A 23,597-nucleotide genomic window follows, 5' to 3' on the forward strand; every position below is an offset into this window, starting at 1 on the left:
CGATTCACTCCTTGATAACTGTTAATTTTGGAGCTTTAGTAACCAAAGGATCGCATCCTGAAATACTGTTGTGTTTAATGAATAATAGATATGTTGTCCTTTTTTTTCTCCTTCAATCAATTTAGCATTCTTTAAAATCGTCAAATGATAAGAAATACTGGGTTTACTAATATTAAAGTGGTGAGATATTTCTCCAGCAGTCATGTCCTTATCTTTAAGGAAATCAAGTATCTTTCTACGAATAGGGTCTGACAAAGCCCTAAATAAATCATTCACTTTTAATCACCAGCTCATATCAATATTATTTAGACATTTAGAAAATTTTCTAAATATTATCCAATATATATTAACACCCCCTAAATTACATAGAGGTAATATCATCTATGGTGTTTCAGAACAATTTGGAATGTGACAACAACTTTCTTTACAAATTACTTTTCGGTTTCTAGCAATTAATCCATAAAGGATATACCCTATTTTAGTTATTTTCATCAAATACATAAAAGGATATATTATAATTAATGGAGTTCTTACAACGATTTGTAGAATAGTATCGTAACCAGAATAAATCTTATTTTGCGCATTGATACTGTACATTTTTTTTTCAAATAAATCTACTGAAATTGGAGAAAGTATTTTTTCCTTTTTTTCTCTAAAACTAGTTAAATTGATCAGATTGAAGACATCTAAATAACGAATAATTTTACTTGTTCTCTTACATAATGGACACCAAGAATCATATAGAACTGTTAAATATAACTTTTTCCTCATTTATACACTTCCTTAAAATTTATTTAAACCAACTTTCCCCTAAAATTTAAAACAGTCTATAAATTTTCCACAATACTCTTTACAAATACTTCTTTCGTTAGACTATTAACATCCGTATCAGAAGCTGAAGCCGTATATTGAGTTTGAACTGTTGCTGTGGTGAGGTATACACCTGCTTCTAGAACATAAGCAGCTACACCAGCGACTTGAACTGCAGCTCCCGCATAATAAACAACTACAACTCCTAGTGTCCATACAACGCACTGTCCAGTTGCTTCATCTGGATTAGGCTTCTTTTTAATATTATATCCATCCATCTCGGGAATCACTGAGGTAATTAGATTGGCACCTTTTTCTAACATATTGCTTATCTTTTTTGGATTATTAGCATATACTGATTCTTTCAATTCATCAAAATATTTTTCATCTTTTTTCTTTATCATTTCAGTAAGTTCATTTCCGAAGTCTTTAGCTTCTTTAGTGTTTATTTCTTTTTTTTCGGGAAGTTCAGGAATACGTTTTGCAACTTCTCCCTGTCCTAAAAATAATCCTTTAAATAATTCTTCGCCGGAGTAATTAGTATGGTTTTCATTAACCTTCGCTTTAGTTGTTATAAGGTTTGCAGATGACAAACCAAACACAAATATCAGAGCCATTAATGAGGCTAAAATTTTTTTCACAACAAAGCAGCTCCTTTCAAAATATTTGGGGATAAGTTGGTTTAAAACAAAGATAATTATGCTGACTTTGTCTTTACATTTTTTTCACTGATTTTATTTATTACTTTTCTAAACAAATGGTACTCATTTTCAGTGGATTGAAAAGAAAGAATTAAGCCAGCTATCATAATTGCTGAGAAACTATATAATCCTAATAAGGTGGCTATTCCCATATGCAAAACTACTCCTATATAAAAATAAATTTTATAGTACTTTATTGGAGCTAAAATAGCAGCACCTAATATTATTTCAACTATTGTAGTCGCCCAAGTAACGAAAAACACTGCTGGTGAAGTTAATATTGGATTAAGTAATGTTAATAGTGTTTCATTTAAACCTAGCATCGGATTGTTAAAGTAATAATAAATAGCAGTACCATCAATCCACTCAGGATTCTTTAAGCGAACAATCGCAGCATTAAAATAAATAATCGACATTTGAGCCTTAATGCCGTACAGAAATACATTTGAAATTATCCTGCAATTAACCTCTAGAATAGAATTGTTATATTGTTTTTTTTGCCAATGCCATTTTCGATTATCTAATAGAGTTATAGGAATGAGCAAAAATGTTATAGCAGCAGCTACTTCTTCACCACCATCAAGTGATGCCCCTGTATTTTGTAAGGATGTTGCAATCCACCAATGGATGAGTCCTGTATATCGAGGTCTCCAGCCTGAAGCAATGACTGCTATTAATATAATTACAATCCACTTTATAAGAGGAAGGTAATTTTGTGGCGCCATACAAAAAATACTAATAGAGTAAACACTACAATTAGGATATTCACTAACACCGGCCAATGGACGAAAGAATGTGTAAATGTCATTTACTAATAAAGTGATCAAAGTAGATAAAGCAATAATTGTTCTAGCCAATCCATAAACATTAGTCCATGGATTACTGGTTAGTGAACTATTATAGATAAAATTACTTAATCTATTGAACATTTCACTTCAACCTCCACAAATGAAGATGGTTGATCTGAAGGTGATGTTATATTTGCCCAAGCCCAAGGAACAGGTTTTCTTCTTATAATGGTGTACCGTCCACACAATGTAGGATTAGGAGAGGGATTCTCCATTTGTACTATATTGTCTGATTCCTCGACACATTTATTTATATTCCCTTCACATTTTTTCCATAAATCTTTATTCGCCTGAAATGCCAATACACCAGCTTCTATTCCTTGTGCTCTACCATGCCTATCAATTCCAAATAAGTTTTTCATACTATTATTAGGCCAATCCACTGCTAAATTTCCTTGAGTATCTAAAATTAAAAATTCTTCTGCTCGTGGAGACTTACTAAAAAATGACCACCCTTGTGGAAATATTTTCAGCATCACATTTTTTGTGTTCGATGCATTTAATACATTCTGCGGAAGTGCATTGAGTAGTGAGAAGAAAAAGATTATAAATAATACCGCGGAAGAAATAAATAAGGTAAATATATAACTATTTGATCTTTTCATACCTGAAATTACAAACACCACCTTTTGTAGCTCTAAAATCCCTTTTGCTTAAATTGTATTTTTTTCATATTTTTACCTTATAGAGGATCCTAACATATATAACAAAAAAGTGCAAATGGAGTTTAGCCACTAAATTCAAGCATCGAAAAATATATTCTCCGAAAGGATTTTTACTTAGCCTAAAAGAAGCCACCACTAAAAAAGAATAGAATGAGAAATTATCAATATTTTATTGAATAGAGCAAAAAAAGTAAAAGACGTGCTCACCGAGGAAACAAAGTATCATGACCAATGGGATCACTATCCCTTTAATTCAGGTTATTTTATGTGTTTAAGACTTCATCATGTTCATGCAGAAGAGCTGAGAAATCATCTGTTAGCTCAATATGGAATCGGGACAATCGCGATCAATGACAGCGATTTACGAATTGCTTTTTCATGTATTGAGGAGTCGGACATCAAAACGCTGTTTGATACAATTTATCAGGCGGCTGTTGAACTGACGAAAGAAAAAATCTAGAGGTACACTTGTCCATTGGGACAAAAGATTTGACATCTCAACAGCTATTTCACAATTGGACCGGAATGGGATGACTTCAAAAAAGTTATTACAAAGCATGCATAATGTCTTCACCTCACAATATGCATAGATCAAAGGGTGACTTTTTTGCAAGAAGTATAGTACCTTTTCTGGTCTTCTGTTTATTTTTTTGTGTATTTAATAGTCTTTCAACCTTATTTTTTATTTGCTTGTCAGCTGTGCCTTTAAATATGTTTGAAATAGTATTTTCCCCACTTAAAGATGAAATAGCTGTAAGACTTTTTTTATAGTTTTTAGCTCCACATATATGATTCTTCCTATAAAAACTCCCGAATTGGTCTCAATGCTCTTCTCCTTTATATTCAGTGAAAAACAGCTTAGTTAGGAGGTGTATCATTTGTATTATTATTATCCTTCTTTTTACTTCCCACATCACAATCGCGATATCATTTATAAAGAAATGGGAACAGAAAAACTAGATAAGGTGATCAAAATGCTAGAGGATTTAAATCAAAAAGTAGATTCGATTGAAAAAAAGGTAAAAAAAATAGGCGGTTTTGACGACACGGCGAATGACTGACCGACATACGCTGATATTGATTAATGGTTAGGAGGTCATCTAATGCCACACAAAATGTCAAGCCAGCTTGAGCATCATTTAATGCAAGCCAATCTTTACGGATTACTAGCCAAAAAATATGAGTATGTCGATCCAGCCAAACACATCCATTTTTATCAGAAATATTTTGAGCATGTGCAACATGTAGAAGCATTGTATATGGGAATGCACAAAAAACATCTGGACAATGATATGAACATGAATATGAACATGCCGATGCAAAGCCCTATGAATAACTGGCCATATCCTACTAATATCCCTGGATAAACATCTATATTCATATGTTGAGAGGCAGCGGCGGCTGCCTTTTTTAGTTATTGATTTGCACAATGGAAAATATATGATTTTTCCTGCTATTGATCTTGGCCTGATGGCTGAGCATCTATCAACTCACGAAGGAATGATTAGCAAGTTAAAATGCTACAACTCCAAAGTCACAACTATTCAATTCATTGTCATGCAGATGCATATCCGGGTGATGTTGAAATTTATTGATCCAAACCATCAACGATTTGAAGTTCCACCTCTTCAACCGAGATAAAACTGTTAAACAGTTAATGATAAAGTGAACGAGGTGCTACAATCACTAATGATGAAAAATTTGAATGATTGCCACGCACATCTTCAAATGATATAAAATGAATGGAACAAGAAATTGGGGTGGGGATTTGTTCCGCATGCATCTTCAACAAAGCAACACCTATCAGCAGTTTCAATATTTGTTAAACATTTAATCATTCAGGAAAAGCCCATTTTATTGATTCAATTTCTTGATCCGCAAATGTGTAAACCAAACCCTTTTTATAAACATAGTATAAACCAGTTCTGACTAAGAGGAGGTGAACACGATGAGCGGAGGTTATGGAACAGGATTTGCCTTAATTGTTGTTCTGTTTATCCTATTAATCATTGTTGGTGCTTCTTGGGGTTATGGTGGTGGCGTCTACTAAGGCGTGACTTAAATCCACAATGATAGGGTAGTAAGAGCTGTGTCTATTTACAAATGAAACGTTAGTTATCAGAATAAAGCTGTTCGTTACAAAACTTCCAGCTTCTATTCTGACTGACGTTTCAACCTCAAAAGCCAACCTCCTCCACTGATCTATATTTTATCATCAGCAACAATGTGAATATCAATACCATCTGTTTGACGCATAATCGTATTGACAATTGACCCTTTTCTAATTTCTTCCCATCTTGAACGAGCAGATTGTCCTAAAACGATCTGTGTAATACTTTTTTGTTTGGCTATAACAGTAATGGTATCTGAGATATAGCGGCTTCTAGCGAGTTTGAAAATAAATTCAGCTTCAAGTTGAGCACAAAGCCGTTTCCATTGTTTGATTTTATTTCTTTCAGCCGCTGTCATTTTTTCTTTTGTTTTACGCGATACGGTTAAGACAAACAAGTCAGCCTTCAGCCGACTGGCAATTCTCCATCCACGACGAATCAATTTTTCAGCATTTTTTCCGTGCTGGACACAAACGAGGATTTTCTCGTTTGTCCCCCTTGGCCGCGAGTTTCCATTTAGCCCGTTTATACGTTCCAACCTATCGTCAACATCATCGGCAACTTCACGCAAGGCAAGTTCTCTTAGTGCAGCTAGATTATTTTTAGTGAAAAAGTGAGTTAATGCCTGCTGTATTTTATGTTTTTCATACACTTTTCCGTCCTTTAAGCGCTTTTGCAGTGTTTCTGGTGTCACATCGATAAGGATGACTTCATTGGCAAGATCTAAGATGCGGTCAGGGATTCGCTCTCGTACTTTAACACCGGTGACATGTTGAACGATATCATGGACACTTTCAACATGTTGAATATTGACCGCTGACAAAACATTAATACCTTCTTTCAAAATATCCTCGACATCCATGTAACGTTTTTCGTTTTTTGATCCAGGCATGTTTGTGTGTGCAAGTTCATCAACAATGACAAGGTCGGGTTTCCGTGTCATGATAGCATTGACGTCCATTTCTTCAAGTTGTTTTCCTTTGTAGTCAATTTTCTTCATGGGAATGATCTCTAAATCCCTTATTAATGCAGCTGTGTCTTTCCGATTGTGGGTTTCAATTAAGCCGATGACCACATCAATACCTTCACGTTTTACATCATGGGCTTCTTGCAGCATTCGATATGTCTTCCCTACACCTGGAGCTGAACCGATATAAATGGTCCAGTGTCCTCTTTTTAACTGTTCGATTTCTGCTAAAATCTCTTCTGGTTTTTTTCGTCGATAGTTATTTTTTCGCATGGCTAACATCTCCATTTGATCGCCCCAATATCCATTGGGGCAGTGTTTTACTTTAACTTCTCTTGCAAATCTATATTGAGGAGCAATACATTAACACGTGCTTCATTGAAAAGAGAAGCTTTTTCAGTACGTTGATCAACTAAATGTTTAAGTTCTTTTTGTGTCAATCCTGTCAATCGGCTGATTCTTGGAATTTGTACTCGTGCACTGTCAGGTGTAATATCAGGATCCAATCCAGAAGCAGAGTTCGTCAGGACATCATCTGGCAATTGCTTTGCAGAAACATCGGGGTTGTCTTTTTCCCATTTTTGCATTGCTATTTTGACCCTTTTTAGAAAATTGGGGTTTGATGGTGCCTCATTTGGCGAACCAGATCCAGAAGCATCGTAGTTGATGCTTGATTCCCTGCCATGAAAAAAGCGTGGCTCCGTAAACGACTGACCGATTAATTTAGAACCGACAACCTCTCCTTTTTTGTTATAAACAAGGCTCCCATTGGAATTGTCAGGCATGACCACTTGAGAGATACCAGTGAGTGCCAATGGATAAGCAAGACCGCAAACGATCATTAAAAGCAAACTAACTCTCATGATTGTACCTAGTTCTTTCATTATAATATATACCCTCCTTAAACAATGATTTGAACGATCATATCAATTAGTTTTATTCCAACAAATGGAACGATCATCCCGCCAACTCCATAAATCAGGACATTGCGAAACAGCAAAGCATTGGAACTCAGCGGTTTATATGTGACACCTTTCATTGCTAACGGAACAAGTAACGGGATAATGACCGCATTAAAAATCAATGCCGACAAAATGGCTGAAACAGGTGATGCCAGTCCCATAATATTCAACGATTTCATTTCAGGGATCTCCAGCATAAACATTGCAGGAATAATCGCAAAGTATTTAGCAATATCATTTGCAATACTAAACGTTGTTAAAGCACCGCGGGTCATTAACAACTGTTTTCCGATTGAGACCACTTCGATGATTTTCGTTGGGTTAGAGTCGAGATCTACCATATTTGCCGCTTCTTTGGCAGCTGTTGTTCCACTATTCATGGCAAGCCCTACGTCCGCTTGTGCCAATGCTGGTGCATCATTCGTACCATCTCCTGTCATGGCGACAAGCTTGCCTGCTGCTTGCTCACGTTTGATCACATTAATTTTGTCTTCCGGCTTACTTTCTGCAATAAAGTCATCGACACCAGCTTCTTTGGCAATGGTCGCTGCTGTTAATGGGTTATCCCCTGTACACATGATCGTTTTAATCCCCATTTTTCGAAGCTCTGCAAACCGTTCTCTCATCCCTGGTTTGACAGTGTCTTTCAAATAAATCAAACCGAAAACTTGATTGTTAACTGCAACAGCCAGCGGTGTCCCTCCCTCTTTTGAAATTCGTTCACTTTGTTGATCAAGATCTGCCGGAATCGTTCCACCATTTTGTTCGACCCATTTTTTCACAGCATCGACCGCGCCTTTTCGAACTTTCCTTCCATCTGGCAGATCGACTCCACTCATTCTTGTTTCTGCTTTGAACTCAATAAACTCTCCCTCTTCAGCGGCTGAGGAATGATACTGGATCGCTTTTTTTCCTGCAAGTTCAATGACAGATCTTCCTTCTGGTGTTTCATCACGAACCGAACTAAGTGCTGCATATTCACCAACAGATTGAAGCGTTTCTTGACCGACTGGTACAAATTCGCTGGCCATCCGATTTCCAAAAGTAATGGTTCCTGTTTTATCAAGAATGATTGTGTTAATATCACCAGCAGCTTCTACGGCTTTCCCTGACATAGCCAACACATTAAAGCGGGTCACACGATCCATTCCCGCAATCCCAATAGCTGACAAAAGACCACCAATCGTTGTTGGAATCAGACAAACCAAAAGGGCAATTAACACAGCCGGGTCAATTTGAAACCCGAGGTAGCCAGTAAAAACTGGAAGTGTTACCACAACGATAAGAAAAATGATCGTTAAACTTGTTAGAACCGTATTCAAAGCAATTTCGTTCGGTGTTTTTTGTCTTTCTGCTCCTTCAACTAAAGCGATCATTTGGTCGAGAAAAGTTTCTCCTGGGTCACTTGTAATTTTCACCTTGATGGAATCACTGACAACTCGAGTTCCGCCTGTGACAGAGCTAAAGTCACCTCCAGCTTCTTTAATGACTGGTGCTGATTCACCCGTAATCGCCGACTCGTCAACTGATGCAAGACCCCCGATCACTTCACCATCACCAGGAATCATTTCTCCTTGAGAGACAATGACAATGTCTCCTTTTCGCAAGTCTTCAGCTGAGACTTTTTCTGTTTTCCCATTGGCGACTTTATTCGCCCATACACCTTTTTTCGTTTGCTTTAATGCGCCGGCTTGCGCTTTTCCTCTTCCCTCAGCAAGCGCTTCGGCAAAGTTGGCAAATAAGACAGTAAACAGTAAAATAACCGAGACTGTTGGGTTAAACCAAGGGACCGTTGTACTGCCAAAGAATTGCGGAAAAATGGAAAGCAAAACCGTTATGATAAATCCGACTTCTACGACAAACATAATCGGATTTTTAACCATCATTCGCGGATCTAGTTTTAAAAAAGCATTCTTTATCGCATCTTTTATGATCGTTTCATTAAGTGTTTGAGTTGATTTCACTCCTGAATCCGGAGTAACTTGCGGATTAGCATGTAAATCATTCATTGATAAAGCCTCCTTTTCTGCAAGGTTATAATGTTAAGTACTCTGCGGCCGGTCCTAAAACAAGAACAGGGAAAAACGTTAGAGCCCCAACAATCAAGATCGCGGTAATAAAAATCGCACCAAACAGACTTGAATCTGTTCGGAAAGTCCCGGTCGTTTCTGGCACAGTTTGTTTCTTCAGTAAGGACCCTGCGACAGCCAACAGTGTAACAATTGAGAAATATCGACCGATCATCATCACAATACCTGTTGAAATATTCCAGAACGGTGTTGCATCTCCCAATCCTTCAAATCCAGAACCATTATTTGCTGCGGATGATGTATACTCATATAAAACTTGGCTGATCCCATGAAAACCTGGGTTTGAGATCGCTTCACGACCAACTTGCGTAAACATGGCAAGTGCTGATGCTCCTAAAATTAATAAAGGATGAATCAACAAAGTGAGCGCAATTAACTTCATTTCTTTTCCTTCTATTTTCTTTCCTAAAAACTCCGGTGTTCTTCCAACCATTAATCCAGAAAGAAAGACGGCAACCATCGCATATAAAAGCATGTTCATAAACCCGGCACCAATCCCGCCAAACACTGTATTCAGCATCATATTGAGCAATGTCAGCAAGCCTGTTAAAGGTGAAAGGGTATCATGCATTGTATTAACTGCACCTGTCTCACTTGCGGTAGTAACCATTGCATATAATGCGGAATGCAAGGTTCCAAAACGTACTTCTTTTCCTTCCATACTGCCTGTATCCTGGTGAATTCCTAGTTGATTGATCACAGGGTTACCGTTTGATTCTGTCATAAAGGCTGCACCTGCAATAAGGACAAATAATAAGCCGGCAGAAACAAACAGAATGCGACCTTGTTTTCGATTACCGACCATTTTTCCGTATGTAAATGGCAGAGAAATCGTAACAAGCAACATTAATAATATTTGGACGGCATTACTCCAGATGTTCGGGTTTTCATAGGGATGGGCAGAGTTAACACCAAAATATCCCCCACCATTATTTCCTAGCTCTTTTATAGATAAAAAGGATGCAACAGGTCCTCGTAAAATCGATTGGTCTTGACCGCTTATCGTGTGTGCCGTAACAGTGGCATCAATTGTTTGCGGGACACCTAAGCCGACAAACACAAGAGCCGCAATTACGGATAATGGCAATAAAATTCGAGTGATCCCACGAATCAGATCGACAAAAAAGTTACCAAACGGTTTTCCAGCAAGTCCTCGAATCATCGCAATAGCTGTTGCTAATGCTGTTCCAGGTGCAGCAAACATTAAGTAGATAATGGCAATCATTTGTGATAAAAGTGAAAGACCACTTTCACCACTGTAATGCTGTAGGTTCGTATTCGTCATAAAACTGATTGCTGTATTAAAGGCTAGCGTCGGCTCCATCCCCGGTACATTTGTTGGATTTAAAGGCAATATTCCTTGTAAACGAAAGACGAGATAGACGATACAGATCATCACCATGTTTGTTAAGATTAAAGTTGTAGCGTATTTTTTCCATGATTGATTTTCTCCTTTTACACCGCCAATTCGATAAAAAAAACGTTCCATCGGAAGATAGACCCGATCAAGTTTAGATGGGGCATAATCAAATACTTTAGCTATGTATAGCCCCATTGGTTTAGCTATCAACAACACGATGAGCAAAATCATACAGATAGACAGAAATGCTATCATCTTCTAATCCCCCAATCTTTAAAACTAAAATTTTTCTGGATTTAATAAAGCATAGGTTAAGTAAATAAACATAACGATGACGACTACTCCCAGTAGAATCATGTCACTCATCCTTTCAAAGTCAATTTTGCTTAACGGGTCACTTTTTCCGACCATTTCACCAATAGAAGTAGTATTGCCGTTAAAAATGAGATAATTACCAACATGACAATATCTAACATTTTGTTCGCCTCCTCTGTTTTTGAGCACGAAAAAAAACCGTAAGAGAACAAACCTCTTACGGCTTTTTTTGGCATAGTTAAAGAAACCATGCTTTTTGCACGTATTTGGGTTCTCTTCAAACGCTTACGAGGTTAGCTGTCGGATTCAGGTGGGAAGAGTCACCTTACCTAAAAAAGGATTCACCCCTAGCGGCTCAGGCCACAAAAAATGGTTCCCCCGTTTCCTAACTGGAATTCAGCGATTCAAATGGAAAATTCATTCAGTTTTGATGATGAGAACTATAATACGCTCGTTAAATAATCATGTAAAGTTCGAAAAATAATCGGATTTTATGATATTAACCTATTATTGTTGTTTTAGTGAACTTTATTTGTTATTTACTTCTATTATCTTTAAATATCTTACTTTTTCTCATAATAATACACATTTGTTATGGTGAATAACGTCGGATAAAATCGATATTTGACTATAAAAAATTTTTAACTAGAAAATGTTAAAAGAAGGTGGTATGATGCGAATATCATGTCATAGTGATAACGTAACAGGATCGTTTGGAGGTTCTATGAAAAAGTTATTTCTTTCTGGTGGCGGAGATGCCGATCAAACCCAAAAACTAGATCAGCGTTTTACAGAAGAAATTGACAGAAAAAAGCCTTTATTATATATACCAGTTGCAATGCATGCATCACGATTTGATGATTGTTACGAGTGGATCAGTAGCCTTTTTAATCGATTAGGCATCAAAAACATCACGATGTGGACGAATTTGGATGATCGAAACATTCAAGATGTAGAGGGGTTTTCATCGATATACATTGGTGGAGGAAATACTTTTCAATTATTAAACCAGCTGATTAACACCGATTTTATCGAGATTTTGAACAGGTATACTGAACATGGCGGTGTCGTTTATGGTGGGAGTGCAGGTGCCATTATCTTTGGCAAAAATATCATGACATGTTCACACATGGACCACAATACTGTAGGATTGAACTGTTTTAAAGGCTTAGGGCTTGTTGGGGAATATTCGATATGGTGTCATTATCAACATAATCATGATTCATTGATTCAAAAGTATTTGGAAATGTATAAAACCCCGGTTATTGCTTTACCTGAAGAAACAGGTGTTTTGATGTGCGGTCAGCGTTTGCATATGATTGGCGATAAGCCCGCCTATGTTTATAAAAGAGACAGAAACTCTGTTATGATCAAAGACGGGGACTTTATTAACAAATGAGCAGGACATCATGACTACTCATTAACCAGCTATTTTATAATGTTTAAGCACTATTAGATTGACCGCATACTGATCTTCCATGACTTTGGATGATTGTTTCATTTTTCTTTCTTTTAACCATTCGTTATTTCGTTTTTCCAAGATGATCAAAATGGACAACATATCCTCCATCATCAACTGAAGAGACCGAGCCACCTTCAATTTCAATGTTATTTTCGATTTCTTGCTCATCACCATATCTCTTTTTAAACGTTACATTGTCTTTCTCATTGACTTTAATAGATGCTCCAATTTCAAACTTCCCATTTTTAATTAAATCACTATCTCTCACTTTGAGACTTACTTTCCCGTCCTTAACAGTAGCTTCGCCTATAAACTTCTTCTCTTCTAACTTTTCATATAAACGGAATTCTATCTTTGTTCGATCTTGTATATTCGTTTTACATGTTATCGTGACAATACCTTTTGGTTTGTTATATTTCGCATCATGAAGTTTCAAATGAATCAATTCTTCAGATTCAGGGATTCCTGATACTTCCACATTTGATATTTAAGTAGTTATTTCGTCACTATAAGAAGTGAAGGTAAATATTACCAAAAAACATAAAGAAACCAACATAAACCCAAAATGCATAAGTGCTTTTTTACCCCGTTTTTTAAACAGAAATATAACACCACAAACTAAAAAGACACCCACAGCTATTGTGCTTATTATACTTAAAGACGCAAACATATCATGTATTATCCTATTGCATTTATAGTTATTATACCGTATATTTTTGTTTTATCATTGAAATTAGAACCCCAATGAAATTTATCATTGGGATTGATGTTGTTGTCTTAACTTTATCAAACATATACCGTCCATTCTTTATAGTATATACTTTGAGGATTAAAATGATTTTTTGTCATATAATCTACTATTTTTAATACTAAAAGAGATAAGTTTTGAATATTTAAATCGTTAAGCTCTACCCATTTAGCTCTGTTAGAATCTTGTCCACTAAATTGTAACGGATGAGACTCTAGATTCCCTGAGCAAATAACAACACTATAAAAAGCACAAATATGCTGAGTATTAATCAGAATCATCCCATGACCAAGGTAAGATAAAATCCGAAATACCGATACAAGCTTTAATTTTAATATCATAGCCGGTTTCTTCTTTTCATTCTCTCATTATAGCTTGGTTTAAATCTTCATTAACTTCTAAACTTCCACCTGGAAGATTGTATGACTAATCATTTGCCATTTTTCAAAGTGACACCGTAAACACCAAACGGTCTATGAACTTTTTTTACATTTTTCAACTAACATCACCTTTCCGCATAAATGTCATAGAGATGCGAACCACAAAAAGGAAGCGATACTTTATGGTGGAAAGTAACTTTTGAAAAAATCTCAATGAATTGCAGAAGTAGTTCTTCTTTTTTTATATGATTGTGTTCCTCTCTTTTTCATAATACCGGCTCAGTTCAACAATCATTGCGCCCATTCGTTCAAGCTGAGGCGTGACAATCTCGTTGATGCCTACCTCTTTTAATGCTTCTGCCGTCACCTTTCCGACTGCGACAGGTAAAACTTGTTCATGAAAAGATTGAACAATGTGCGGAGCGATTTCTTTTTCACGGGCAAAATTGAAAAGTGAGCGAACTTGAATAGCTGTTGTGAAGCAAACCGCATCCACTTCATGGTTCTGTAATTCTTGACACAATAAGGCAACGGTTTCTTGATTTGGAGCGACATGCTGATAGGGGAGAAGTGGGACTACAGTTGCACCTTTCGCCTTTAAAAAAGTGAGCAAATCTGGGGCATTTTCACCATGAAGCTGTACCATAACCCGTTTCCCTGTTAAATCATACGGCTCAAGTGACTTTATCAGCCCTTTTGTCGTCCCATCTTCATCTATTGCTTCCGGAGTGATGCCAAGCTTCTTTAGAGCAGCGATTGTTTTGTAGCCTCTTGCTGCCGCTTTTGCTTCGCTGATCACTTGTATAAAACGGTTTCTCATTCCGAGTTTCTCAGCAAGACTAACAAGTGCTTCTGTGCCAACTCCAGTCGTAAACATCACCCAGTCTGCACCTTTTTCAACAAATGCCTGTAAATCAGGACCGACTTGTTTTTCTGCTAAAAATACAGTTCCTTGTAATGAGCGAACAATCGGGGTTCCCCCTTGTTTTTTAATAAGTGTACACATATCTTCGAGTTTTCGTGATGCGCCAATGACAATCCGTTTACCATTTAATCCTTTTCCCATAAACAGCCCCTCTTTCATTCAATTTGAATATTGCTAACATATTCCATATGAGATACGATAAAGTTATCAAAATATGACAGGAGGTTTTCTTTCATGACAAGTCAATCACACGTTGATACTCAAGCAGCACATTGGCTAAAACATGCTCGTTTTCTCGAGTATACCACTGCTAGTGATCCGATTGGTAGCGGTGTGATCAATCCGGTGCCAATGAAAGAGTTTGGTCCCGAATTATATCAATCAGGCCATACACGGATCATTTCATTAGACATCTCTAAAGAACTTAAAACAGACTATCCGGCAACAAGCCCTTCATTACTTGCTCAATTTATTAACATTCGCTCTGGTGATACGATCAAAACTGAACCACAAGCAACAAGTGAATTATATTACATGATCGAAGGTCGTGGTGTGACTGAAGTAGACGGGGAAACAATTCATTGGAAAAAAGGCGATTTTTTAACATTGCCCGCTAATTCAAATAGCCGTCATACCGCAGAAAAAGATGCAGCAATCTATTATATTACAGATTCGCCACTCCTTCATTATTTAGGAGTGAAACCTGCTAAAGCACGCTTCAAACCGACCCTTTACAACGCTGAAAAAGCAAAAGCCAAATTGACTGAAGTAGCTGAATCCCCTAATGCCCGTTTTCGTAATCGTATTTCCGTTCTATTAAACAATGAGATCTTTGACCAAACATTAACGATCACACATGTGCTTTGGGCTATGTTTGGCATCGTTCCACCAGGCTCCAAGCAAGCTCCTCATAGCCATAAATCAGTAGCTCTCGACTTTGTAGCACATGCGGCACCCGGTACGTATACACTTGTTGGAAATCAAATTGATCCGATTACAAAAGAGATCATCAATCCGCAAAAAATAGACTGGGTAACTGGTAAAGCCTTTATTACACCACCTGGCTTATGGCACTCCCATCATAATGAATCAGATGAACCAGCTTATATTATTCCCATTCAAGATGCGGGTCTGCACACATATTTGCGCACATTGGATATTCAATTTCAACTTTATGAAGAAAAGTAGTCAAACAGTTTTGCAGGAAGTTCGAAAAGAGTAGCCTGTCTTCCTGCTTTTTTTGCTTCAATAGTATAGACTTGTTTTCGGCTCGTGCTTGAAAGGCATTGGGGTTATATGGACAGAGTAGAGAGCCCATACTTGACTGCACCAAGCAATTTTTGATCAAGCTTTCCGTGGCTGGCGTACTACAACGATTTTGAAGATATCCAATATTTAACCCTAATTCTAGGCTTTTCACCAAATGATAGACGACCTTTTGAATGATTTGACATTTTGATAAATTAAAGTAGTCTTCTGTTTAGTTGGCATTTTAGACATTCGAGTCATTTTCCGTAAATATTTGAATAAAAAATGGATTGTTGCTAAGCTAAACTTTCTTTATAAAATGCCGATACATAAATCAAAGCCAGTATGGTTGTTCCCCCTCGATAATCCTTCTTTTTCCAAGTAAGACATGCAGTATACCATGCTGGCTTTTTCCCTTATACCTGCCTATAATCATGAGGGGGGGATACTGTTGATTGAAAAAATTGGTCTTTATGGATTTTTGTCCTCTGTCTTATTGAACATATTTTTAACGGACAACTTTGTAAGTGATCTCATGTCCATAGCAAGTTTTGTTTTTATTTTGTTGTACTTGTGGGATTTGATTAAAAAAGATACTGTACATGTACTTGTCTTAAAAGGGATTACGGTTGTTATTTCAGCGTTTTTACTGGCATTTGTGATCATGGAAGGCCAGAAATTCATTTCAAGTTTTACCTTTCTCAACGGTTGGGAAACCCTAGCTAAAATCGTTTATATTTTATTCGTGTTGATCTTAATATCCATTCCGATATCATACATAAATAACAAGCTGGAGAATGTAAAGAAAGAGACATCTTAATATAAGAATGTCTCTTTGTGCTTTTTAGCTCCATACATCTTTCACATAACGCATGTCTGTTTGCAGTTTATTCAACCAGTTTTCTGCTTCAACCTCATCTGTTTTAAAGATGGTTTGATAAGCATCTCGAAGCACTTTCTCAACGTCAGGGGCCATCTGATTGGCATCACCGCAAACGTAGAGATATGCACCATTGCAGAGCAAATCGATAAGTCTTTCTTCATCTTCCTTCATCAGATCTTGGACATATGCTTTCGGACGATCTTCAAGACGAGAAAAAGCTGTGTGCAGATGCACAATCCCATCTTGTACCGCCTTTTCCAATTCATCTTGATAGAGATAGTCCTGTTTAGGATGTCGACAACCAAAGTAAAGGTGAGCTTCACCAAGACTTGCCCCCGCTTGTTTTTGGTTGAGCCGTGCCTGAAGAAAGCCACGGAATGGAGCAATCCCTGTTCCCGGTCCAACCATAATAATCGGTGTTTCAAAATCTTTAGGTAGTTGAAAACCAAACTGAGACTGGTGAATAAAGCAAGTCACGCTGTCTCCAGAAGAAAGCATCGCCAGATAGTTTGAGGCAACTCCATCATAATGACCGTGCCCACTCAATGCTGGACCGTTGACAACGGCAACAGTAATACTTGCTTGCCGCTGATTTTGCCGTGGTGAGCTTGAAATAGAATAATATCTTGGCTTAAGTGATGGTAAAAGTGCGAGAAAACGGGCAAATGGCAGTTCACAAGCCGGGTATTGTTCTAGCAAATCAAGCATTGATAAGCGCTTGGTCAAGACAATCTCTTGATAAGTTTGATCGTTTAACAGTTCTTCCAATTCTCGTTTATGGGGTGGACATGTTGTATGAACAGCTAATGCCCGTATTTGTACTCTTGTTGCAGGTTCTTGCAACTCAACACAGTTTTCAAACAGATTGATGAGATCGACCGGTTGGTTTAAAGGTAAATGAGAAACATCGCGGCTACTATTAATCTGGATTTGTTCATTTCCACTTAATTCGAAACGCCTAAGCACTCGGTTCATCAGCTTAGGACTATTTTTTGGCAAGACACCGAGATGATCACCTTCAGAAAATTTGATTCCTTCAGGCAAAGATACTTCAATATGACGGGTACTTCTTCCGCTCTTTTCTTGCTGAAGTTCACGGTTTGTTAATACTTGGGCTGTGAAAGCATCGTAAGTTTGTGCAAGCGGTGAGGCGGGTGTTGCATTGATCCACTCAATCGATAGAGAGTGTCTGTCTAATTTTGCTTGGTCATGTTCATGTAATGAGAATATCTCCCGCAAATTTGACCATAAACTGTTTCGCCACGTTTCAAACTGATGCTCAAAGTCAGCGTTTACATCACCTTCTCCGAGCATTTGCAGCCTTGTCGCACCTTTTTTTTCAAAAAGGCTGTCTATCAGACGGGGAATCCGCTGATAAGTACTTGCCCAGTTACGATTTCCACATCCGAATACAGCATATTGAATACCGTTCAAATTTTCTTTTTGTTCCTGTTCAAGCCAATTTACAAATTCACGTGCATTGTCAGGGGGATTCCCATTATAAGAAGAGGTGATCACAATCACCGCCCCCTCTTGCGGCATCTTTCCTATACATTTGTCAAGAGCAGCCACCTTGCATTTATATCCTTGAACATTCGCTTGGTCGGCAATCTCTCCCGCAAGGCTTTCAGCGGTTCCAAGGTTTGATCCGTAGAGAACGAGAAGTGGTGTTCCATGGGCATGTTTTTCCATCTGTTGTGATCTGCGTTCTTCTGTTTGCTTACTTTGTACCTTTTTGTTTCTCGGTTTCACCCGCATCGTAAATCCTTCTGGCTTGATCGTTAATGACTCTTTGACTTTGAGTTGGTAATTTGAATAATCGTTAAGCTCAAAGTGTTGAAAAATCAGACCGAGTACCATTGTTGCTTCATGAAGAGCAAATTGCATACCAATACAGGCCCTCTGACCATTTCCGAACGGTTTGTAGGCATGCGGCGGAATGTTTTCCATCTGCTCAAACCGCTCAGGACGGAATGCTTCGACATCTTTTCCCCAAACGCTCTGATCCCGATGCAAAACCGGAGCTAAAACCGTCACGTTTTGTCCTTTAGGAATCAAATATTTCCCACCGATCACGGTTTCTTCTTTGGCATAGAGTGAAAAACCTGGAGCTGTCGGCCACAGTCTTAATGATTCGTTTAAGATCATTCGAATGTATTTCAACTGCTTTACCTGTTGATAAGAAGGTTGAAGATCTGTCAGGACGCGATCGGCTTCATCATACGCTTTTTTTAAAATATCGGGATGCTTCAGCAAAAGATAGAGTGCAAAGGATAACAAACCGCTCGTTGTTTCATGTCCTGCAATTAAGAAAGTAATCATTTGATAGCGAATGTTTTTGTCATCAAGTTTTTCTCCTGTTTCAGGATCTTTTGCATGCAGCATCAGAGAGAGCAGATCATTCCCGGTTTTGTCGGCGTTTTGTTTGCGCTCAGCAATAATCTGATCAACATAAGAAAACATCAGCTCAATATCACGGTTAAAATTCCGCCTTGTTTTGAACATCAGCTGATCTTGCAAAGCCAGACGTTTCATTTGTCGCATCGACTCATTTAAACCACGTACCATACTGATGATGAAAGGATGCATCTTTTCTCGATAAAAACTGTTAAAACGGTAATTAAAACCGCACAAACCGATCGTGTCCAATGTGAGTCGGGTCATGTCTTCAGGCACATCAATACTCTCGTTCTCATTTAACCGAGACCATTTTTGGATGAGCTGCATGGCAATATCAAGCATCAACGAATGGTAGCCTTTCATCGCTCTTTGGCTAAAGCTTGGCAACAGAATGTTGTGTGCTTTCCGCCAGTTTGGCTCTTCTGTCCAACTAGTGAATAAACCATCACCTGCAAAAGCCCGAACTTTCTGAAGTCCTTTAGATAAGTTTTTTGCAAATCGAGATTCATCACAAACCTCACTAGCTAATTCACAGTTAGAAATAAATACGACATCAGTGCCAGAAAACTTAAATTGAAAAATCGGTCCCATCTCAGCTGCAATTTTCCATAAGGACTGAGTAGGTTTCCCTTTGTCAAGCAATGGAAGATTCCCAAGCGGCCCGTATGTTTTTGGCATAGGAATTTCGCTTAGTTGATTCACTTCAAATCATCCTTTCTTTTAAAAAACACTATGTCATCCATGACGCTTAATGGCATTCCAAGAACTCTCTTCAATTTCTTCAATTAACTCACAGGGAATTTGGATTTCCCCAGCCCTTACGAGCTTTTGAATATTCACAAAGATACCGAAGACAATAGCGCTCAAAATATGGGAAGGCAGTGAACGAATCATGTTTGCCTGTTTCCCTTTTTCAAAAAATAAATAGATAAAATTCAATAGTTCATTGAGAACTTCGCGGCTTTTCTCTGTTAAATAATGCGCGGTTTTATCAATTTCTAAAAAATAGAGCGCATCAACATTTTCCTGAGAAAACTTGAATAGACTGCGAAAAATGTGCTGAAATTGTTCGTAAACACATCCTGATTGTGCCGGATACCCTTTTTTTAATTTTTTCATGAAGCGCTTGACACTTTGTTGAAATAGCACATTCACAAGATCTTCTTTGCTATCAAAATAGCGGTAAATCGTCCCGGCTCCGACATTTGCCTTCTCAGCAATCATCGGAATCGTTGTTGCATCAAAACCGCGCTCTGCGAACAGGGCGAGTGAAGCATCAATGATTTTGTCATATTTGGTTTCGGGCATTAAAAGTAACCTCCTTCGGAACGGAATGAACGTTCATTCCGTTTTTAATTTGACAGCCACTTTTAAAAAACCTTTTTTAAAAAAGCAAAAAAGTAAAATCAGGAAATTTTCATTATGTTGGTTCATAGGCATTATTGCTTATTTAAATCAGCCATCAAAAAAAGAGCTGCTTTAAGACAGCTCCCTCTGCTAAACCTATTTTGCTTTTTTGACCTTGACTTGGCTCGCTTTGCTCGCATTTCCAGCTTTGTCAATTGCGATAACTGTCAAAACAGTTTTTGGCTTTTGTTTTTTGATTTTAACAACATATTGGCCTTTTTTATTCACTCTACCAGTGCCAATTGTTTTTTTACCAACTTTGATCCTTATATTGGCATTTGCTTCAGCTTTTCCTTTTACAGTGGTGCTTTTATTAGTGACGGTATAAGCCTTTGGTGCAGAAGGCGGTGTTTTGTCTTTTACGGTCGTTTTCGCCGCTTTGCTGATATTTCCTGCTCTATCTTTTGCTGTCACTGTAATTGTTGTTCCTGCTTTTTGTTTGCTGACTTTCAGACGAAATTCACCTTTGCCATTTGCTTTACCAGTACAAATTGTTTTCCCTTTTACTTTTGCTATAACTAACGCGTTGGCTTCCGTTTTACCTGTGATGACCTTACTTTTATCAGTGACTGAATGAATTTTTGGTGCACTTGGTGGAATAGCGTCAGCCACTATGACTTTGACATCGCCGCTTTCCCTGTAAACATCTGCAGAAGCAGAAACATATAAAACCGTATACTCTGTTTGTTTCTTGACTTTTACTTTAAATATACCTGAAGAATCAGCTTTTCCGGTCGCAATGATTTTTTTGGATTGATCTTTAATCTGAACTGTATAACCTGGTAACGTTTTGCCTGTCACATAATTATCTTTGTTAGTGACGCGTTTCACTGATGGTTTTTGCGGTGCTTTTTCAACAACGACTCTGAGTGTAGCTTCCGCCTGACCGCCTGAAGCCAACACATGGAGAACTTGATTTGTTTGCTGTACCGGGATGTTCACTTTAAACGTTCCAGAGTTCCCTGCTTTGCCTACACCTAATGTTTTATTTCCGCTGATTACTTTCACAGTTGAACCACTTTTAGCCGTACCCGTAACGGCTGATTGGTGATTTAACACAGGGTTGACTTTCAAGTTGAGTTCAAAGACACTAAACGCATAGAATGCATTGAGTTTGCCCCAGCCAGAAATGATATGATATCCAGGTACTTGTTTGTCGGGTTCTCCATCAAAATCAATGTCATCACGATAAGGATTATCCTCTTCATTAAATGTGACATCAGCAGTTGTTTCCTTTAAAATCTTTGCTACCTGGTTCGGTTTTAATGACGGATGTTGTGAAATGAGAAGCCCGGCGACAGCAGAAACGTGCGGTGCTGCCATTGATGTTCCACTCATATAAACGACATTGCCATCAGGAACAAGGCTTGGAATATCACTTCCTGGCGCGACCAGGTCAAGCCCTTTACCATAGTTGGAATAGTCTGAGACAAGGGCTAGTTGATTGGTTGCTCCAACTGAAATCGTATATTTTGAAGATGCGGGATAGGAGAGTTCTGAAGCGCCCTCATTTCCACTTGCAGTAATCACCGTCACATTTTTGCTTTCTGCGTATTTCAAAGCATATTCAATCACCCTGCTGTACGGCCCGCCAAGACTTAGATTAATGACTTTTGCCCCGTGATCGACAGCATAGATAATCCCGTAGGCGATTTTTTCAGTATCTCCTTCCCCTGAACGATCCAAAACTTTCACAGGGAGAATTTTCGCATGCGGATTAATTCCAGCCATTGAATAATGATTATCAGCAGCAGCTGCGATAATCCCGGAAACATGTGTGCCATGTCCGTTATCATCCATTGCATCCCCATTACGGCTAATATAATTAAATCCGGATTCTTGTTCGACACTGTCACTTAAATCTTGAAGTGTATGGTCAACACCTGTGTCAACAACAGCAATCACTGTATCTTGAAGCGGTTTGTTGACCAGAAGTTTCTGAAGTTTTTCAAATTGAATATCTATAGGCTTGCTACTATTTTTAAGTGACCATTGATAAGGATACTGAACATCAGCTGATAACGCATGATACTGCCGAACTGGTTCGATAAATTCCACCTCAGGCAACCTCGATATTTTACCAGTAGCGGCTGTGTGATAGCCGTTTGTATGATGTTGATCCATCTCCACCACATACATATTTTTAAACATTTTACTTTTTGAGAGGGAGTCGACAGTGCCAGCCCCAAAAGATTTCACTTTTGCTTTGAAAGAATGCAATCTTTTGTTATCTTTTAATTTCACAATATAGCGATTTTTTGCTGCGATTTTCAGACTTTCTGTAAGACCTGCTCTTTCTAGTACTGTTGACACTTTGCTACCTGCCAAATCTTCAATTTTAATATCTTTTATGATTTGATCCATTTGCTTTTTGAGTGATTGAGGAACGGCAGCACGTACTGTTTTATGAAGGCGATGGATCGCTTTTTGGTCCTCTTTTGTTATCGTGTATTGACTCGCCTGTCCGTTTTTTGCGATATCAGCAAACAGCGATTTCAATTGAACTAAATCGCTAGACACCGTATTCCGGATTGATTGTTTAGACAGCAATTTAGAACCTATGAAGGGAGCAGCTTTATCATATACGGAAGACCATTTGTTTCCTTTATCAGTTTTTTTAAATAAATGATCTCTGATTATGCTCAAATGTTTGAAGCTTGTCTTTTCTGGTGTGCTTAATTCTTCTTCCTGTTGGTCTGATGGTGAAAGGGTGACGCCTTGATAACTGATGGTGTATGGAATGTCTTGATGTTGTAGAGTTTCTTCTTGATTATTTTCAATCTTAATATAGTAGGGACCTTTCCAGGCGATTGGAAAGTCAATGACTGCGGGATGCTTTGAATAGGAATAACCGATATACCGACCAAATGTATGGCCTTTAACAGCATGATCTATGCTGGAATAAATCGAGATAGTCAGCTCTTTTTCTGATTGGAGTTTGATGCGAAAGTGTGTGTAATTTGCGATTTCCTTTTGTTGAGGCTCTATTTTATACCAATGTTCTTTTTCTTGATTTTTAAATACTGTATTCACTGGTGAACTGTTTGTTAGTGTCGTTTCTTCAAAAGATGATTGGTTTTCTGCCGCCATGGCCTTTACAGCGGGAAACTGTCCAAATACAAGTGTAAACATGAGGATGAAAACAAAGAAAACACAAACCTTTCTTTTTTCCATATGGCACACCTCCGCCAAATTTAGTTAAACATATTCACTTTGCTAATATTAAACCATGATTATCAACTTATTGGAATAGTTTTCTGTTAAAAGCCAACATATGTACTAATAGGGCTATTAGAATTCATAGTGCCAGACGGT

The 23,597-nt window shown here is 38.0% G+C and carries 23 protein-coding genes and 1 riboswitch; of the genes, 7 read left to right on the forward strand and 16 right to left on the reverse strand.

Annotated features, from left to right (window positions below):
• Positions 1-21: 21 nt before the first annotated feature.
• The 5 genes from PDT38_RS13375 to PDT38_RS13395 all read right to left on the reverse strand — a co-directional run bounded on the left by PDT38_RS13375 (position 22) and on the right by PDT38_RS13395 (position 2,985).
• Complete coding sequence (locus tag PDT38_RS13375; RefSeq protein ID WP_270802279.1) at positions 22-276, reverse strand: autorepressor SdpR family transcription factor; 255 nt, start codon at positions 274-276, stop codon at positions 22-24.
• Positions 277-381: 105 nt separating this feature from the next.
• A complete protein-coding gene (locus PDT38_RS13380; protein WP_270802281.1) occupies positions 382-771 on the reverse strand; it encodes a thiol-disulfide oxidoreductase DCC family protein in 390 nt (129 codons plus the stop codon).
• Positions 772-827: 56 nt separating this feature from the next.
• The gene (locus tag PDT38_RS13385; protein ID WP_270802283.1) at positions 828-1,451 is read right to left on the reverse strand and encodes a sporulation delaying protein family toxin; all 624 of its coding nucleotides are present in this window, start codon (positions 1,449-1,451) and stop codon (positions 828-830) included.
• A gap of 56 nt (positions 1,452-1,507) precedes the next feature.
• Positions 1,508-2,440 (reverse strand): sporulation-delaying protein SdpB family protein, encoded by a 933-nt coding sequence (locus PDT38_RS13390; protein ID WP_270802284.1) that lies wholly within the window; start codon positions 2,438-2,440, stop codon positions 1,508-1,510.
• Positions 2,425-2,985 carry an SdpA family antimicrobial peptide system protein gene (locus PDT38_RS13395; protein WP_270802285.1) on the reverse strand — a complete coding sequence of 187 codons (561 nt, stop codon included), beginning with the start codon at positions 2,983-2,985 and terminating at the stop codon, positions 2,425-2,427. Before PDT38_RS13395 ends, PDT38_RS13390 begins: the two co-directional genes overlap by 16 nt.
• Positions 2,986-3,196: 211 nt before the next feature.
• Here PDT38_RS13395 and PDT38_RS13400 point away from each other — a divergent pair, with 211 nt between their 5' ends.
• The 4 genes from PDT38_RS13400 to PDT38_RS13415 all read left to right on the forward strand — a co-directional run bounded on the left by PDT38_RS13400 (position 3,197) and on the right by PDT38_RS13415 (position 5,074).
• Complete coding sequence (locus tag PDT38_RS13400; protein ID WP_270802286.1) at positions 3,197-3,484, forward strand: PLP-dependent aminotransferase family protein; 288 nt, start codon at positions 3,197-3,199, stop codon at positions 3,482-3,484.
• 418 nt (positions 3,485-3,902) lie between these two features.
• Positions 3,903-4,085, forward strand: a complete 183-nt coding sequence (locus PDT38_RS13405; protein WP_270802287.1) for a hypothetical protein — start codon at positions 3,903-3,905, stop codon at positions 4,083-4,085.
• 42 nt (positions 4,086-4,127) lie between these two features.
• Positions 4,128-4,391 carry a hypothetical protein gene (locus PDT38_RS13410; RefSeq protein ID WP_270802288.1) on the forward strand — a complete coding sequence of 88 codons (264 nt, stop codon included), beginning with the start codon at positions 4,128-4,130 and terminating at the stop codon, positions 4,389-4,391.
• Between the two features lie 581 nt (positions 4,392-4,972).
• Positions 4,973-5,074, forward strand: a complete 102-nt coding sequence (locus PDT38_RS13415; RefSeq protein ID WP_172296523.1) for a YjcZ family sporulation protein — start codon at positions 4,973-4,975, stop codon at positions 5,072-5,074.
• A 152-nt stretch (positions 5,075-5,226) separates the two neighbouring features.
• Here PDT38_RS13415 and kdpDN read toward each other — a convergent pair whose 3' ends face one another.
• From kdpDN to kdpF, 5 genes are read right to left on the reverse strand one after another with little or no spacing between them, the layout of a single operon-like run.
• Positions 5,227-6,375 (reverse strand): KdpD-like non-kinase potassium sensor, encoded by a 1,149-nt coding sequence (gene kdpDN, locus PDT38_RS13420; RefSeq protein WP_270802292.1) that lies wholly within the window; start codon positions 6,373-6,375, stop codon positions 5,227-5,229.
• Between the two features lie 47 nt (positions 6,376-6,422).
• Complete coding sequence (kdpC, locus tag PDT38_RS13425) at positions 6,423-6,986, reverse strand: potassium-transporting ATPase subunit KdpC (protein WP_270802294.1); 564 nt, start codon at positions 6,984-6,986, stop codon at positions 6,423-6,425.
• A 17-nt stretch (positions 6,987-7,003) separates the two neighbouring features.
• Positions 7,004-9,073 carry a potassium-transporting ATPase subunit KdpB gene (gene kdpB / locus PDT38_RS13430; RefSeq protein WP_270802296.1) on the reverse strand — a complete coding sequence of 690 codons (2,070 nt, stop codon included), beginning with the start codon at positions 9,071-9,073 and terminating at the stop codon, positions 7,004-7,006.
• Between the two features lie 25 nt (positions 9,074-9,098).
• Complete coding sequence (gene kdpA, locus PDT38_RS13435; RefSeq protein ID WP_270802538.1) at positions 9,099-10,766, reverse strand: potassium-transporting ATPase subunit KdpA; 1,668 nt, start codon at positions 10,764-10,766, stop codon at positions 9,099-9,101.
• Between the two features lie 27 nt (positions 10,767-10,793).
• The gene (kdpF, locus tag PDT38_RS19490; protein ID WP_394356280.1) at positions 10,794-10,925 is read right to left on the reverse strand and encodes a K(+)-transporting ATPase subunit F; all 132 of its coding nucleotides are present in this window, start codon (positions 10,923-10,925) and stop codon (positions 10,794-10,796) included.
• 170 nt (positions 10,926-11,095) lie between these two features.
• Positions 11,096-11,241: riboswitch (cyclic di-AMP (ydaO/yuaA leader) on the reverse strand.
• A gap of 312 nt (positions 11,242-11,553) precedes the next feature.
• Between kdpF and PDT38_RS13440 the strand changes: the two genes are divergently transcribed.
• Positions 11,554-12,228 (forward strand): Type 1 glutamine amidotransferase-like domain-containing protein, encoded by a 675-nt coding sequence (locus tag PDT38_RS13440; protein WP_270802298.1) that lies wholly within the window; start codon positions 11,554-11,556, stop codon positions 12,226-12,228.
• Between the two features lie 124 nt (positions 12,229-12,352).
• On the opposite strand, the gene PDT38_RS13445 is transcribed toward PDT38_RS13440, so the two are convergent.
• The 3 genes from PDT38_RS13445 to PDT38_RS13455 form a co-directional block, all read right to left on the reverse strand.
• Complete coding sequence (locus PDT38_RS13445) at positions 12,353-12,727, reverse strand: hypothetical protein (RefSeq protein ID WP_270802300.1); 375 nt, start codon at positions 12,725-12,727, stop codon at positions 12,353-12,355.
• Between the two features lie 350 nt (positions 12,728-13,077).
• Positions 13,078-13,380: an NUDIX hydrolase gene (locus PDT38_RS13450; protein WP_270802302.1), complete on the reverse strand. Its 303-nt coding sequence runs from the start codon at positions 13,378-13,380 to the stop codon at positions 13,078-13,080.
• Positions 13,381-13,660: 280 nt separating this feature from the next.
• Positions 13,661-14,485 carry a uroporphyrinogen-III synthase gene (locus tag PDT38_RS13455; RefSeq protein WP_270802303.1) on the reverse strand — a complete coding sequence of 275 codons (825 nt, stop codon included), beginning with the start codon at positions 14,483-14,485 and terminating at the stop codon, positions 13,661-13,663.
• A 93-nt stretch (positions 14,486-14,578) separates the two neighbouring features.
• Here PDT38_RS13455 and PDT38_RS13460 point away from each other — a divergent pair, with 93 nt between their 5' ends.
• Together PDT38_RS13460 and PDT38_RS13465 are read left to right on the forward strand one after the other, a co-directional pair.
• Positions 14,579-15,532 carry a cupin domain-containing protein gene (locus PDT38_RS13460; protein WP_270802304.1) on the forward strand — a complete coding sequence of 318 codons (954 nt, stop codon included), beginning with the start codon at positions 14,579-14,581 and terminating at the stop codon, positions 15,530-15,532.
• A 511-nt stretch (positions 15,533-16,043) separates the two neighbouring features.
• A complete protein-coding gene (locus PDT38_RS13465; protein WP_270802305.1) occupies positions 16,044-16,412 on the forward strand; it encodes a YoqO family protein in 369 nt (122 codons plus the stop codon).
• A gap of 24 nt (positions 16,413-16,436) precedes the next feature.
• Here the strand turns inward: PDT38_RS13465 and PDT38_RS13470 are convergent, their stop codons facing one another.
• From PDT38_RS13470 to PDT38_RS13480, 3 genes are all read right to left on the reverse strand, one after another.
• On the reverse strand, positions 16,437-19,553 hold the full coding sequence (locus PDT38_RS13470; RefSeq protein WP_270802539.1) for a bifunctional cytochrome P450/NADPH--P450 reductase: 3,117 nt from the start codon (positions 19,551-19,553) through the stop codon (positions 16,437-16,439).
• A 57-nt stretch (positions 19,554-19,610) separates the two neighbouring features.
• Positions 19,611-20,183, reverse strand: coding sequence for a TetR/AcrR family transcriptional regulator (locus tag PDT38_RS13475; protein WP_270802307.1), 573 nt, complete (start codon positions 20,181-20,183; stop codon positions 19,611-19,613).
• A gap of 195 nt (positions 20,184-20,378) precedes the next feature.
• The gene (locus tag PDT38_RS13480) at positions 20,379-23,456 is read right to left on the reverse strand and encodes a S8 family peptidase (protein WP_270802309.1); all 3,078 of its coding nucleotides are present in this window, start codon (positions 23,454-23,456) and stop codon (positions 20,379-20,381) included.
• Positions 23,457-23,597: the final 141 nt, after the last annotated feature.

Source organism: Bacillus changyiensis (assembly GCF_027706145.1).
Taxonomy (GTDB): domain Bacteria; phylum Bacillota; class Bacilli; order Bacillales; family Bacillaceae; genus Bacillus; species Bacillus changyiensis.

What these genes read in the sequence shown, in the direction of transcription:
- PDT38_RS13415 (WP_172296523.1), top strand. Translation starts at nt 4,973, where the DNA reads ATGAGCGGAGGTTATGGAACAGGATTTGCCTTAATTGTTGTTCTGTTT.
- PDT38_RS13440 (WP_270802298.1), top strand. Translation starts at nt 11,554, where the DNA reads ATGAAAAAGTTATTTCTTTCTGGTGGCGGAGATGCCGATCAAACCCAA.
- PDT38_RS13460 (WP_270802304.1), top strand. Translation starts at nt 14,579, where the DNA reads ATGACAAGTCAATCACACGTTGATACTCAAGCAGCACATTGGCTAAAA.
- PDT38_RS13475 (WP_270802307.1), bottom strand. Translation starts at nt 20,183, where the DNA reads ATGCCCGAAACCAAATATGACAAAATCATTGATGCTTCACTCGCCCTG.
- PDT38_RS13455 (WP_270802303.1), bottom strand. Translation starts at nt 14,485, where the DNA reads ATGGGAAAAGGATTAAATGGTAAACGGATTGTCATTGGCGCATCACGA.
- PDT38_RS13390 (WP_270802284.1), bottom strand. Translation starts at nt 2,440, where the DNA reads ATGTTCAATAGATTAAGTAATTTTATCTATAATAGTTCACTAACCAGT.
- PDT38_RS13410 (WP_270802288.1), top strand. Translation starts at nt 4,128, where the DNA reads ATGCCACACAAAATGTCAAGCCAGCTTGAGCATCATTTAATGCAAGCC.
- PDT38_RS13470 (WP_270802539.1), bottom strand. Translation starts at nt 19,553, where the DNA reads ATGCCAAAAACATACGGGCCGCTTGGGAATCTTCCATTGCTTGACAAA.
- kdpC (WP_270802294.1), bottom strand. Translation starts at nt 6,986, where the DNA reads ATGAAAGAACTAGGTACAATCATGAGAGTTAGTTTGCTTTTAATGATC.
- PDT38_RS13480 (WP_270802309.1), bottom strand. Translation starts at nt 23,456, where the DNA reads ATGGAAAAAAGAAAGGTTTGTGTTTTCTTTGTTTTCATCCTCATGTTT.
- kdpDN (WP_270802292.1), bottom strand. Translation starts at nt 6,375, where the DNA reads ATGCGAAAAAATAACTATCGACGAAAAAAACCAGAAGAGATTTTAGCA.
- kdpB (WP_270802296.1), bottom strand. Translation starts at nt 9,073, where the DNA reads ATGAATGATTTACATGCTAATCCGCAAGTTACTCCGGATTCAGGAGTG.
- PDT38_RS13380 (WP_270802281.1), bottom strand. Translation starts at nt 771, where the DNA reads ATGAGGAAAAAGTTATATTTAACAGTTCTATATGATTCTTGGTGTCCA.
- PDT38_RS13450 (WP_270802302.1), bottom strand. Translation starts at nt 13,380, where the DNA reads ATGATATTAAAATTAAAGCTTGTATCGGTATTTCGGATTTTATCTTAC.
- kdpF (WP_394356280.1), bottom strand. Translation starts at nt 10,925, where the DNA reads ATGGTCGGAAAAAGTGACCCGTTAAGCAAAATTGACTTTGAAAGGATG.